The organism is uncultured Serinicoccus sp. (assembly GCF_947487915.1).
In the GTDB taxonomy this organism is placed as follows: domain Bacteria; phylum Actinomycetota; class Actinomycetes; order Actinomycetales; family Dermatophilaceae; genus Ornithinicoccus.
The window spans coordinates 46,990-59,849 of record NZ_CANKYH010000012.1 but is presented as its reverse complement, the minus strand read 5'-3'; the positions used below and the strand labels follow the sequence as shown (position 1 = coordinate 59,849).

Below are 12,860 nucleotides of genomic sequence, written 5' to 3'. Positions count from 1 at the left end.
ATGCCGGGGTGAGCACTGCGCGCGTCCCCCGAGGGTCCACCCTGCTCGGACGCGACCTCGCGATCGACCTGGGCACGGCGACGACGCAGGTGCACGTCCAGGGACGGGGCGTCGTCCTCGACGAGCCGACGCTGGTGGCCCTCGACACGGCGACCGGCCGGCTGGTCGCGGCCGGGGCGAAGGCCCACGAGATGCTGGGCCGGACCCCCGAGCGGGTGCTGACCCTGCGGCCGCTCTCGGACGGGGTCATCACCGACTCCGAGGTGACCGAGCAGCTGCTGCGCCACTTCGTCGAGCGCGTGCGTCCGACCCGGCTCTTCCGCCCGCGCACCGTGGTGTGCGTGCCCAGCGGCGTCACCGCGGTCGAGCGGCGGGCGCTGGAGGACGCCGCGATGCGGTGCGGTGCGCGGCGGGTCCTCGTCGTGGAGGAGGCCATGGCCGCGGCCATCGGGGCCGGGCTGCCGGTCGACAGCGCGGCCGCCAGCATGGTCGTCGACCTGGGCGGGGGCACCACGGACGTCGCCGTCATCAGCCTGGGCGGGGTCGTCAACGCCCGGAGCCTGCGGGTCGGTGGCGACGAGGTGGACGAGGCCGTCGCGCAGGGCGTGCGCGAGGCGTACGACCTGCTGCTGGGGGAGCGGTCCGCGGAGCAGATCAAGCACCAGGTGGGGGCGGTCTGGCCGCTGGCGACCGAGCGCACCACCCGGGTGCGCGGTCGCGACCTCGGGTCGGGGCTGCCCCGCACCATCGAGCTGGACAGCGAGGAGGTGCGCCGGATGATCGAACCGGTGACGGCGCAGGTCGTCGAGGCGGTGCGTGCCGTCCTGGACGTCTGCCCGCCGGAGCTCTCCGGTGACCTCCTCGACACCGGGGTGACGCTGACCGGGGGCGGGGCCCTGCTGCGCGGGTGGACCGAGCGCCTGCGGCACGAGCTCGGGGTGCCCGTCCGCCTGGCCGACCACCCCCAGCACGCGGTCATCCGCGGGGCGGGCGTCTGCGTCGACGACATGAAGGCCCTGCGTCAGGTCCTGACCCGCCAGCCCGCGTTCCAGGGGTGACCGGTATGCCCTCCCGCACCTCCCTCCTCGCGGTCCTGCTCCTCGCCACCACCGCCGCGGTGCTGGTGGTCGACCTGGCCCGGCCGAGCCTCGCCGCCCCCGCGCGCTCCGCCGTCGCCGCCGCGCTCGCCCCCGCGCAGCGGGTGCTCGCGGGCTGGGACGACGGCCGGGTCGCCGAGCTCACCGCCGAGCGCGACGCGCTCGCCGCCGAGGTGGACCGGCTGCGGGCGCAGGCCCGGGACGTCACCGAGCTGGAGGAGCTGGCCCGCTCCAGCACCGCCGCCGCCGTGGACCGGACCCTGCTCCCGGCGCGGGTGGTCGCCGTCGCGTCCGGCAGCACGCCGGTGGGTGGGCGCACGGTCACCGTCGACGTGGGCGGCGAGGACGGCGTCCTTCCCGACCAGACCGTCGTCGCCGTCGAGGGGCTCGTCGGCCGGGTGCTGCGGGTGGCCCCGACCAGCGCGGACGTCCTGCTGCTCGGCGACCCTCAGGTCGTCGTGGGTGTGCGCTTCGGCGAGGACGGGGCGCTCGGTGACGTCCAGGCCGACCCGGTGCCGGGCCTGCCGGCGCGCGGGCACGGCCAGCTCACCCTCACCGCGCTGGGCGACACCCGGATCGAGGTCGGCGACCGGGTGAGCACGCTGGGCAGCCCGGACGACGTCCCCTACGCCGCCGGCATACCCCTGGGGACCGTCGTCGCCGTCGACCCCGACCGCGGCCAGCTCGGGCGCACGGCCGTCGTGGAGCCCTTCGTGGACACCGACACCCTCGACCTCGTCGCCGTCGTCCTGAGGGAGGACGGATGATCCGCGTGCTGGGCCCGCTCGTCCGCGGGGCGCTCCTGCTGGCCGCGGTCCTGCTGCCGAGCGCCTGGCCCGCCGGCCTGGCCCGGCCGGACCTGGTGCTGCTCGTCGTCGCGGGGGTGGCGCTGCTGCACCCGCCCCCGGTCGGTCTCCTGGTCGGGCTGGCCGGGGGCTGGCTCGTCGACGTGGTGCCTCCCGGGGCCGCGCCGCTCGGCGCGGGCGCCCTCGTCTACGCGGCCGTCGGTCTGGGGCTGGGGGCGGTCCGCCGCCAGCTCGTCCTGTCGCCGGTCCTCCCGTGGGTCGCGACCGGTCTGGCGGCGGCGCTGGTGCTGGGCGTCCGGGGCGTGGCGGCGGCGGCGGGCGTCGGGCGGGCCCTGCCGGGCGAGCTGGCCTGGACCCTGGCCGTGACGATGCTGGTGGCCGTCCTCGTGCTGCCGGTGGTCATGCGGCTGGAGCGCTGGATGACGCAGCGGGGGTGGGCGTGACCACCCGCCCCACCCCCCGCCGGGGCCGGGCGGCCACCCGCGTCCCCCGGCCGGCTCTGACCCCCCGCCGGGTCCGGCGCCGTCGCTCCACGGGAGCCCTGTGGGTCGTGCTCGTGGCCGTGCTCGCCCTGGGCGGGCTGCTGGCCGGTCGGCTCGGACAGCTGCAGCTCGGCCAGCACGAGGAGCTCGCGGTGCAGGCGGCCGAGGTGAGCACACGGGAGATCCTCACGCCGGCCCTGCGGGGCCGGGTGCTGGCCGCCGACGGCACGCCTGTCGTCGCGAACGCCGCCAGCTCGGTCGTGACGGTCGACCCCCAGGTCCTGCTGGAGGCGGACGACGGGGGTGCTGACCTCGTGGCCTCCGTGGCCGACGCCCTGCGGCGTCCGCAGGAGGAGCTGTGGGGTCGCACCCGCCTGTGCGGCACGGAGGGCGCGCCGCCGGTGCCGTTCTGCTTCTCGGGTTCCCCCTACCTCCCGGTCCCGCTCGTCTACGACGTCGACCCGGTGGACGCCCTGGCCCTGCTGGAGCGGCCCGAGGACTACCCCGGCATCGAGGTCGAGAGCATCCCGGTCCGTAACTACCCCGCGCCGGAGGGGGTCAACGCGGCGCACCTCGTGGGCTACCTGGGCCGTCCGACGCTCGAGGAGGTCGAGGCCTCGGAGGACGGGCTGGACGCGCAGGCGTGGCTGGGCCGCGCCGGGCTCGAGGCGGTCTACGACGAGGGCCTGCGCGGCATACCGGGGCGCACCACCCTCACCGTCGACCCGCGCGGGGTGGTCACCGGCACGCTCGGGCGCACCGACCCCGTCCAGGGGGCCGACCTGCTCACCCACCTCGACGTCCGGGTCCAGGCCGCCGCCGAGCAGGCCCTGGTGGAGGCCGTACGGGCCGCGCGCCGCGCGGGCGCCCCGGCGACCAGTGGAGCCGCCGTCGTCCTGCGCCCCGGCACCGGGGCCGTGCTCGCCGCCGCGAGCTTCCCCACCTACGACCCGGGGGTCTGGAGCCGCGGCGTGAGCGCCGGGGAGTACGCCCGGCTGCTCGACGCCGACCGCGGAGCCCCCCTCGTCAACCGCGTGGTCGGGGAGACCTACCCGCCGGCCTCGACGTTCAAGGTCGTCACCCTCCCCGCTGCGCTGCAGACCGGCATCGACCCCGAGGGGGAGTACTCCTGCCCCGGCGCGGTCTCCATCGCCGGCCAGCGGTTCACCAACTACGAGTCCGAGGCCTACGGCGAGATCGGGCTGCGCCGCATCCTCGAGGTCTCCTGCGACACGACCTTCTACCGCTGGGCCTACGACCACTGGCGCGATCTGCAGGACGCGGGCGCGGACGCCGACGCCAGCGACCGCTTCCTCGCGGTGGCGCGGGGCTTCGGCCTCGGGCAGCGCACCGGGGTAGACGTGCCGGGCGAGGAGGCGGGCACCCTGCCCTCGCGGCGGTGGAAGCAGGACTACTGGGAGAGCACCCGCGAGGACGTCTGCCGGCGGGCCGAGGAGGGCTACCCGGAGGTGGACGACGAGGAGCGCCGCGAGTTCCTCGAGCAGCTGGCGCAGGAGAACTGCGTCGACGGCGCCCGCTGGCGACCCGGCGACGCGGTGAACTTCTCCATCGGGCAGGGCGACGTCGCGACGACCCCGCTGCAGATGGCGGTCGTCTACGCCGCCGTCGCCAACGGGGGGCGGCTCGTCACGCCGCAGGTGGCGGACGCGCTGGTCCGCCCGGACGGCAGCGTGGTGGAGCAGATCGAGGCGCCGGACCAGGGCCGGGTCTCGCTGGACGAGGAGACGTGGCAGATCGTGCGGGACGGGCTGGAGGGGGTCGTCACGGAGGGGACCGGCGCGGCGGCCTTCGCCGGCTGGCCGAGCGCCGACTACCCCCTGGCCGGCAAGACCGGGTCGGCCGAGTCCTTCGGCCGCCAGGCGACCTCGTGGTTCGCCTCCTACGGGCCCGCCGACGAGCCCGAGTACGTCGTGCTCGTCGTCGTCGAGGAGGGTGGCATCGGGTCGGACACCGCGGCGCCGGCGGTGCGCCAGATCTGGGAGACCCTGCGCGAGGTGGAGCCGTGATCCGGGATGCGCGCCCGGAGGACGCCGGGCGGTGCTCGGCGATCTACGCGCCCTACGTCACGGGCACCTCCGTCACCTTCGAGACCGAGCCGCCGGGGGCCGACGAGCTCGCCCGTCGCATCGCCGCCGCGCAGCGTGCCCACGTCTGGCTGGTCACCGAGCGTCACGGCGTCGTCCTGGGGTATGCCTACGCCGGCGGCTACCGCGCCCGCAGGGCCTACGCGCGCACCGCCGAGACGAGCATCTTCCTCGCTCAGGACGCCGCGGGGCAGGGGCTCGGGCGCCCGCTCTACGCCGCCCTGCTCGACCGGCTGCGCGAGCTCGGCTACGGCACGGCGGTGGCCGGCACGACCCCGCCCAACCCGGCCAGCGCGGCGCTGCACCGGTCCCTCGGCTTCCGTCAGGTGGGGGCCTTCACCCGGGTGGGCCGCAAGTTCGGCCGGTGGCACGGGTGCGACTGGTTCGAGCTGGCCCTGCGCGAGGACGTCGACGAGCCCGGGATCGTTGCGGAGGGTCGGTCACGGTTGCCGTAGGGTCGACCCCGTGAGCGAGCCGACCTCCACCGACCCGATCAGCCCCGAGCTGCGTGCCGACGTGCGGCGCGTCTCGACCCTCTTGGGCCAGTCCCTCGTCCGGCACCACGGGCAGGACCTGCTGGACGCGGTCGAGCGGGTGCGCCTGGCCACCAAGGCGAGCAAGGAGGGTGACGAGGAGGCCGCCGCACAGGTCCGCCAGGTCCTCGCCGAGCTGCCCCTGAACGAGGCGACCGAGCTGGTGCGGGCGTTCTCGGCATACTTCCACCTCGCGAATGCCGCCGAGCAGGTCCACCGGGTCCGCACCCACGCCGCCCGCCCGGAGGGGGAGGGCTGGCTCACCTCCGCGGTGCGCGACGTCGTCGACGCCGGCGGGCCGCAGCTGCTCGAGGACAGCGTCGCCGAGCTCGACGTGCGCCCGGTGTTCACCGCCCACCCGACCGAGGCGTCCCGGCGCAGCGTGCTCACCAAGATCCGCCACCTGTCGGACCTGCTCGCGACGCCGACCGAGCCGGAGACCCAGGCCCGGCGTCGCCAGGACCGCGACCTCGGCGAGCTCGTCGACCTCATCTGGCAGACCGACGAGCTGCGGCAGAACCGCCCCACGCCGCTGGACGAGGCGCGCAACGCGATGTACTACCTCGACGAGGTGCTCACCACCACCATGCCCGCGCTCCTCGGGCACCTCGCCGACCTCCTGGCCGAGCACGACGTCCGCCTGCCCGCGGGGCGTACCCCGGTCCGGTTCGGGAGCTGGATCGGCGGCGACCGCGACGGCAACCCCTACGTCACCCCTGCCGTGACCCGCGAGGTGCTCCGCCTGCAGGGGAGCCACGCCGTCAAGGTGGCCCTGGCCCTGGTGGACCTGCTCATCTCCCAGCTGTCCTCCTCGACCGTCGTGGTCGACGTGGAGGAGGAGCTCATGGCGTCGGTGCGCGAGGACCTGGCCCACCTGCCGGGTCTGGACAAGCGGGTCCTGGAGCTCAACGCCCAGGAGCCCTACCGGCTCAAGCTCACCTGTGTGCGGGCCAAGCTGCTCAACACGCGTCGCCGGTTCGAGGCGGGGACCACCCACGAGGACGGGCGGGACTACGCCGAGGTCGGGGAGATCCTCGCCGACCTGCGGGTGGTCGCCGACTCGCTGCGCCGGCACGGGGGCGACCTCGTCGCCGACGGCCGGCTCGCGCACGCGACCCGGACCATCGCCTCCACCGGCCTGCACCTCGCGACCCTCGACGTGCGGGAGCACTCGGAGAAGCACCACGAGGCGTTGGCGCCGATGCTCGACGCCGCCGGGGCCACCGGCGAGCGAGGGTATGCCGCGCTCGGGCGGGAGGAGCGCCTCGGCCTGCTCGGCGACGAGCTGGGCTCGCGCCGCCCCCTGCTCACCCGCGCCGCCCCGCGGGAGCAGACGCTGGCGGTCTTCGACGAGATCCGCGAGGCGCTCGCCACCTACGGGCCCGACGTGGTGGAGACCTACATCATCTCCATGACCCAGGGACCGGACGACGTCCTGGCCGCCGCGGTGCTGGCCCGGGAGGCCGGGCTGGTCGACCTGCACGGCGACACCGGCGGGGAGGGCGCCTTCGCGCGCATCGGGTTCGCGCCGCTGCTGGAGACCATCGACGAGCTGCGCGGCGCGGCCGGGCTCGTCGACGCGATGCTGTCCACGTCGGCATACCGGGAGCTGGTGCGCCTGCGCGGAGACGTGCAGGAGGTCATGCTCGGCTACTCCGACTCCAACAAGCAGGCCGGCGTGCTCACCAGCCAGTGGGGGATCCACCAGGCGCAGCGCGCGCTGCGCGACGTCGCCGCCCGGCACGGCGTGCGGCTGCGGCTCTTCCACGGCCGGGGCGGGTCGGTCGGGCGGGGCGGCGGCCCGACCTACGACGCGATCCTCGCGCAGCCCAACGGCGTGCTCGAGGGGGAGATCAAGTTCACCGAGCAGGGCGAGGTCATCTCCGACAAGTACTCCCTGCCCGCGCTGGCGCAGGAGAACCTCGAGCTGTCGCTGGCCGCCGTGCTGCGCGCCTCCGCCCTGCACCGCGACCCGCGCACGACCGCCGAGGAGCGGACCCGCTACGGCGCGGTGATGGACGTCGCCAGCGACGCCGCCTTCGCGGCCTACCGCCGGCTCATCGACGACGAGGACCTCCCGGCCTACTTCGTGGCCGCGACGCCCGTCGACCAGCTCGGCGCGCTCAACATCGGGTCGCGGCCCAGCAAGCGGCCGGACACCGGCAAGGGGCTGGACGGGCTGCGGGCCATCCCGTGGGTCTTCGGCTGGACGCAGACGCGGCAGATCATCCCCGGCTGGTTCGGGGTGGGGTCCGGGCTGCGGGCCGCGCGGGAGGCGGGTCACGAGGCCGAGCTCACCGAGATGCTGGACCACTGGCACTTCTTCCGGTCGGTCATCTCCAACGTCGAGATGACCGTGGCCAAGACCGACCTCGACATCGCCGCACACTACGTGCACACGCTCGTACCGGCGCCGCTGCGGCACGTCTTCGACACCATCCGTGCCGAGTTCGAGCTGACGGTGGCCGAGCTCAAGCGGCTCACCGGCGAGGAGCACCTCCTCGACGACCAGCCGGTGCTCAAGCGCACCCTCGCCGTGCGGGACAACTACCTCGACCCCATCTCCTACCTGCAGGTCGAGCTGCTGCGCCGGCTGCGCGAGCGTCCGGCGACCGAGGAGGGTGGCGGCAGCGGCCCGGCCTCCGACGAGGAGGTGGACGAGCTGCAGCGGGCGCTGCTGGTCACGGTCAACGGGGTGGCTGCCGGGCTGCGCAACACCGGTTGATCGGTGAGAGGACTCTCATGAGAGCCGCCCTCATCCGCGGTGTCCAGGCTGGTCCTCATGAGGATCTCCCGAGCCCCCCGAACCACGACCGCCCTGGCCCTCGCCCTGGCGCTGACCCTCTCCGCCTGCGGCGGCACCGGCGGCGCCACCGACGGCATCGAGGCCACCGCGGCGCCGACCGACGACTCCTCCGGGACCGGCGGTGACGACAACGCTGCCGGGGGGACCGACACGGGTGACACCGACGGGCAGGGTACCCAGGGTGCGGACGCCGGCGACGACGTCACCGCGGCCTCCCTCGCCGCGATCGAGGTGGCGCAGCGGGAGACCGGCGGCACGGCATACGAGATCGACGGCGATGACGACGGCACCTGGGAGGTCGACCTGCGGGTCGACGAGCGGTCGGTGACGGTGGAGGTGGACGCGGACGGTGCTGTGACCCGGGTGGAGGAGGACGACCTGGACGCCGAGGACCGGGCGGCCGTGGACGCGGCGCAGGTGTCCCTCGAGGAGGCCATCACCACCGCCGTCGACGAGGTCGGCGGCACCCTGGACGACGCCACCCTCGAGGAGGAGGGCGACCCGTCCTGGGAGGTGTCGGTGGACCTCGGCTCCGGCCCCGGGGACGACGTCGACGTCCGGGTGGACGCGGTGACGGGCGAGGTGCTCAGCACCGACGACTGACCGGGCTGGGTGTCGGGCCTCCCGGGGCACCTGAGAGCATCAGCCCATGCCCGAGGGTCACACGCTGCACCGCCTGGCGCGCTCGCTGGACGACGCCTTCGGCGGCAGCGTCCCCGCCGTGAGCAGCCCCCAGGGGCGCTTCGCCGAGGGGGCTGGGCAGCTCGACGGGTCCGTGCTGGAGCGCGCGTGGGCGCACGGCAAGCTGCTCTTCGTCGACTTCGCCGGTGGGCGGACGCTCTACGTGCACCTCGGGCTCATCGGCAAGTGGTTCGTGCTGCCGGTCGACCCGGTCGGCCAGGAGCCCCCGGCGACCGGCCAGGTGCGGCTGCGGCTGCTCTCCGAGGCCCACGTCGCGGACCTGCGCGGGCCCATGGCCTGCCAGGTCGTGGACGAGGCGGAGGTCGACCGGCTGGTCCTGCGCCAGGGACCCGACCCGCTGCAGCCGGTGAGCGACCTCAACGACCCGGACGCGGCATACCGCACGATCACGCGCTCGGGAAAGACCGTGGCCGAGCTGCTCATGGACCAGACCGTCCTCGCCGGGGTCGGCAACATCTACCGGTGCGAGGTGCTGTGGCGCCACCGGCTGCACCCGCTGCGGCCGGGGAGGTCGCTCAAGCAGGCCTCGTGGCAGCTCATCTGGGACGACCTCGTGCGGCTCATGCCGTTCGGGGTGCGCACCGGCACCATCATCACGCTCGACGACGTGCTGGAGGACACCGAGGCCGCCCTGGACCGGGGGGAGGAGCCTGTGGTGCCGCGCGAGTTCGCGGTCTACCAGCGCACCGGGCTGCCCTGCCTGCGCTGCGGCTCGGTCGTGCGGCACAAGGTCGTCGCCGGCCGCAACCTCTTCTGGTGCGGCAACTGCCAGCGACGCACCTGACGACCCGCACACCCGGCCCCGGCCCCGGCTCCTGCTCCTGCCCGCCCGGCCCCGGCCCCGCCGCCCGGGCCTCCGGCCATCCTGAGGCGCCTGAGCAGAGAAAGGCGCCCCAGACAGGGGTCGCAACCCCTGCCTCGGGGACTCTTCTTTGCTCAGGTTCGCTCCCGGGGGTGGCCGTTGTGGACAACCCCCGAGCAGGCCGGCCCGGCAGGGCAGGCTGGTCCCATGGGGAGGGATGCCACGGACCCCGTCGTCCGCCAGCTGCTGCAGGCTCGACCGGACGGTGTCACGACGGCCGAGCTGCACCGCCTCGGCGTGTCCGACAAGGTCATCCGGAGCCACGTCGCCGCGGGGGTGCTGCTGCGGCTGCGCCGGGAGGTCTTCGTCGACCGCCGCGTCTGGGACGACTCGGCCCCGTGGGAGCGGCACCGGCTGCGGGCACGTGCGGTCGCCGGCTCGTTGCCCTCGCTCGGCACCAGCCCCGGACAGGTGGCGCTCAGTCACCGCAGCGCCATGGCCGAGCGAGGCTTGGACGTGTTCGGCGTCGACGACGAGGTGCACGCGAGCCGCGTGGGCTGCGGGCGCGGGCACAGGTCGGGCGGCCTGTGGGTTCACGCCCCCGTGCCGGTCGACCAGGTCACCGAGCAGGACGGTATGCCGTCGGTCCGGCCCGCCCTCGCCTCCCTCCAGGAGGCGGTCGTCCACGGCGCGGAGGCCGGGCTGGTGGCGGCCGACTCGGCCCTCCGGGCCGGGGTCGCCACCCCGGAGGAGCTCCGCACCCTGGTCGGCCTGTCGTGCCTGCAGCGCGACCGGCCCGCAGCGCGGCTCGTGGCGGAGCTGGCGGACGGGACCCGGGAGAGCGCCGGGGAGTCGCGCACGGCCTGGTTGCTGCACCTGCTCGGCATCGCGGTCGAGTGCCAGGTCGAGATCCGCGACCCCGCCGGCTGGCTGGTGGGCCGCGCGGACTTCCGGGTGCGCGGGACGGCAGTCCTGCTCGAGTTCGACGGCCGGGTGAAGTACACCGACCGGGACGTCCTGGTCGCCGAGAAGCTGCGCGAGGACCGGCTCAGGGAGCTCGGCTACGAGGTGGTGCGGATCACCTGGGACGACCTGGCCCGTCCGTACCTCGTCCGGGCCAGGATCCGCGCGGCCCTGCAGCGAGCAGCACTCCGGCGCCCCGCCTGACGCCCGCCCCCGCGCCGGTCTGACGCCCGCCCCGGCGCCGGCATACCTGAGCAGAGAAGCAGGCTCGACGCAGGGGATCCGACCGCTGTCCCGGGCCCCTTTCTCTGCTCAGGCGCCGACCTGGAGGGCGGGAGGCCCCTTTCTCTGCTCAGGCGCCGACCCCGGAGGGCGGGCTCAGCGCTCCCAGACCTGGGCGGCCCAGCGGTAGCGCGTGGGGACGCCGTCGTCGCCGGCGCTGTCGGGATCGGCCAGGATGCTGCCGAGCAGCTCCCGCGGGGAGGGGTAGTCGGCACCGAGCGCGGAGAGGTACTCGCGGTGGGCCTCGAGCGAGGCGACCCCGCGCTCGAAGGTGCCGGTGACGTCGACCTCGTGCGTGGGGGAGTGCCCGGCGGAGGAGGCGATCCAGCGCACGCCGTCCCAGGGCTCGTGGCCCTCGGTGACGAGCTCGGGGAAGATCCACCGGTTGCCCGCGGCCGCGACGGCGTCGATCACGCTCAGCCCCACGGCCCGGTGGTCGGCCTGGTTGAGGCCGCCGTTGGGGAAGGTCTCGGCGTGGGTGATGGTCGTGACGACCTCGGGCCGCACGTCGCGGATGACCCGGGCCAGCTCACGGCGCAGCCGCAGGTCCGCCTCCACCACGCCGTCGGAGAAGCCCTCGAGGAAGAGCACCTCGTCCACACCGACCTCGCGGGCGCCGTCCCGCTCCTCCTGCTCGCGCAGCGGGCCGGCCTCGGCCGGGGCCATGGTGGCGATCCCCGCCTCACCGCGGGTGACCAGGAGGTAGGTGACGTCCTTGCCCTCCTCGGTCCACCGCGCCACGGCGGCCGCCGTGCCGTACTCCAGGTCGTCGGGGTGGGCGACGATGCACAGCGCCCGCTGCCAGTCGTGGGGGAAGGTCGTGAGGCTCATGACAGCATCTCTAGCACGGCACGCTCCAGGTCGCGCGTCCTCGCCGTCGGCGAGCGGTGTCGTCGCCGGGCGGCCTCGGCGATCGTCGTCCCCGCCTCGTAGAGGTCGATGACCCGGGGGTCGATGTAGGAGTTGCGGGCGATCGTCGGGGTGTTGCCGAGGTATGCCGACACCTCCTCCACGGCGGCCCGCACCGCTCGTCGTCGCGAGGTCCGGGTGTCGCCGGGCTCCTCCGTCAGCGCCAGGGAGGTCGCGGCGAGGACCGTGGCGTGCCAGGTGCGGAAGTCCTTGGCCGTGAGCTCGCCACCGAGCAGCCCGTCGAGGTAGGCGTTGACCGCGGCGGCGTCCAGGTCGATCCAGCGCCGCCCGTCCTGGTAGGCCAGCAGCCGGTTCCCCGAGCGCCGCCGGCGCATCCGGTCCAGCGCGGCGATGACGTCGCGGTCGTCGATCTGGACCCGGTGCTCCACCCCCGACTTGCCGACGAAGGAGAAGACCAGGACGTCACCGCGGGCCCGCACGTGCCGCCGCTCCAGCGTCGTGAGGCCGAAGCTGCCGTGCGCGTCGGTGTAGACGTCGTTGCCGATACGGAAGTAGCCCAGGTCGAGCAGGCGCACCGCGACCGCCTCGGCGCGCTGCACCGGCATACCCTCCAGCGCGAGGTCCCGGATGATGCGGCGGCGTGCCGCCGGGAGCCGGGCGGCGGCCTTGAGGACCCGCTCGAACTTGAGCTTGTCGCGCTGCTCGCGCCAGGCGGGGTGGTAGAGGTACTGCCGACGGCCGGCGTCGTCGGTACCGACCGCCTGCAGGTGGCCGTGGGGGTGCGGGCAGATCCACACGTCCTTCCACGCCGGCGGGATGACCAGTGCCTTGACCCGCGCCACGTCCTCGGCGCCGAGCCGGGCGCCCTGCGCGTCGAGATAGGTGAAGCCGCGGCCCGACCGGCGGCGGGTCCAGCCGGGGGAGGCGGGGGAGACCGTGCGCAGGCGGGGCATCTGCTCAGATTAGGGCGCCCCGGCGCACGCTGATAACCTGAATGGTGCCGTCATGACGGCCGCGGATCGAGAGTGCCCCGGTGAACAGGCCCGGGTTGGCGCCGCGCAACAACACGAAGGAGTCGCCCATGGCGATCGAGACTGCCACCAAGCAGGACATCATCAAGGAGTACGCCACGACCGAGGGCGACACCGGCTCGCCGGAGGTGCAGGTCGCGCTGCTGACCGCCCGCATCCGCGAGCTCACCGAGCACGCCCGCGAGCACAAGCACGACCACCACAGCCGCCGCGGGCTGCTGCTCCTCGTCGGCAAGCGCAAGCGCCTGCTGCGCTACCTGGAGGACATCGACATCGAGCGCTACCGGTCGCTGATCAAGCGGCTCGGCCTGCGCCGCTGAGTTTCGCACCGAGAGCGGTTCCCGTGAGGGGACCGCTCTCCGTGCGTGGGGGGTCGCCACC

General features: G+C 74.8%; 13 protein-coding genes. 10 read left to right on the top strand and 3 right to left on the bottom strand.

Features of this window, described 5'->3' with window-relative positions:
* The first annotated feature begins 8 nt into the window (after positions 1 to 8).
* The 9 genes from Q0795_RS15445 (at position 9) to Q0795_RS15405 (ending at position 10,500) form a co-directional block, all read left to right on the top strand.
* Positions 9 to 1,058 (top strand): rod shape-determining protein, encoded by a 1,050-nt coding sequence (locus tag Q0795_RS15445; RefSeq protein WP_298891133.1) that lies wholly within the window; start codon positions 9 to 11, stop codon positions 1,056 to 1,058.
* Between the two features lie 5 nt (positions 1,059 to 1,063).
* A complete protein-coding gene (gene mreC, locus Q0795_RS15440; protein ID WP_298891131.1) occupies positions 1,064 to 1,864 on the top strand; it encodes a rod shape-determining protein MreC in 801 nt (266 codons plus the stop codon).
* Entirely contained in the window at positions 1,861 to 2,346 is a 486-nt protein-coding gene (gene mreD / locus Q0795_RS15435) for a rod shape-determining protein MreD (RefSeq protein WP_298891130.1), read from the top strand. The genes mreC and mreD overlap by 4 nt, the downstream gene beginning before the upstream one ends.
* A complete protein-coding gene (mrdA, locus tag Q0795_RS15430) occupies positions 2,343 to 4,412 on the top strand; it encodes a penicillin-binding protein 2 (RefSeq protein ID WP_298891129.1) in 2,070 nt (689 codons plus the stop codon). Before mreD ends, mrdA begins: the two co-directional genes overlap by 4 nt.
* Positions 4,409 to 4,945 (top strand): GNAT family N-acetyltransferase, encoded by a 537-nt coding sequence (locus tag Q0795_RS15425; RefSeq protein WP_298891128.1) that lies wholly within the window; start codon positions 4,409 to 4,411, stop codon positions 4,943 to 4,945. The genes mrdA and Q0795_RS15425 overlap by 4 nt, the downstream gene beginning before the upstream one ends.
* A 10-nt stretch (positions 4,946 to 4,955) precedes the next feature.
* Entirely contained in the window at positions 4,956 to 7,748 is a 2,793-nt protein-coding gene (gene ppc / locus Q0795_RS15420; RefSeq protein WP_298891126.1) for a phosphoenolpyruvate carboxylase, read from the top strand.
* Between the two features lie 57 nt (positions 7,749 to 7,805).
* Entirely contained in the window at positions 7,806 to 8,432 is a 627-nt protein-coding gene (locus tag Q0795_RS15415) for a PepSY domain-containing protein (RefSeq protein WP_298891125.1), read from the top strand.
* A 46-nt stretch (positions 8,433 to 8,478) separates the two neighbouring features.
* Positions 8,479 to 9,315: a DNA-formamidopyrimidine glycosylase family protein gene (locus tag Q0795_RS15410; protein ID WP_298891123.1), complete on the top strand. Its 837-nt coding sequence runs from the start codon at positions 8,479 to 8,481 to the stop codon at positions 9,313 to 9,315.
* A 225-nt stretch (positions 9,316 to 9,540) separates the two neighbouring features.
* Positions 9,541 to 10,500: a hypothetical protein gene (locus tag Q0795_RS15405; protein WP_298891122.1), complete on the top strand. Its 960-nt coding sequence runs from the start codon at positions 9,541 to 9,543 to the stop codon at positions 10,498 to 10,500.
* Positions 10,501 to 10,674: 174 nt separating this feature from the next.
* Here Q0795_RS15405 and Q0795_RS15400 read toward each other — a convergent pair whose 3' ends face one another.
* The 3 genes from Q0795_RS15400 to Q0795_RS15390 are packed head-to-tail and all read right to left on the bottom strand — an operon-like array spanning position 10,675 to position 12,531.
* Positions 10,675 to 11,409: a PIG-L deacetylase family protein gene (locus Q0795_RS15400; protein WP_298891121.1), complete on the bottom strand. Its 735-nt coding sequence runs from the start codon at positions 11,407 to 11,409 to the stop codon at positions 10,675 to 10,677.
* A complete protein-coding gene (locus tag Q0795_RS15395; RefSeq protein WP_298891120.1) occupies positions 11,406 to 12,401 on the bottom strand; it encodes a DNA topoisomerase IB in 996 nt (331 codons plus the stop codon). Before Q0795_RS15395 ends, Q0795_RS15400 begins: the two co-directional genes overlap by 4 nt.
* Before the next feature lie 4 nt (positions 12,402 to 12,405).
* Positions 12,406 to 12,531, bottom strand: coding sequence for a hypothetical protein (locus Q0795_RS15390; RefSeq protein ID WP_298891118.1), 126 nt, complete (start codon positions 12,529 to 12,531; stop codon positions 12,406 to 12,408).
* Between Q0795_RS15390 and rpsO the strand changes: the two genes are divergently transcribed.
* A complete protein-coding gene (rpsO, locus tag Q0795_RS15385; RefSeq protein ID WP_130014607.1) occupies positions 12,530 to 12,799 on the top strand; it encodes a 30S ribosomal protein S15 in 270 nt (89 codons plus the stop codon). The two genes, Q0795_RS15390 and rpsO, sit on opposite strands and share 2 nt — an antisense overlap.
* Positions 12,800 to 12,860 lie beyond the last annotated feature (61 nt).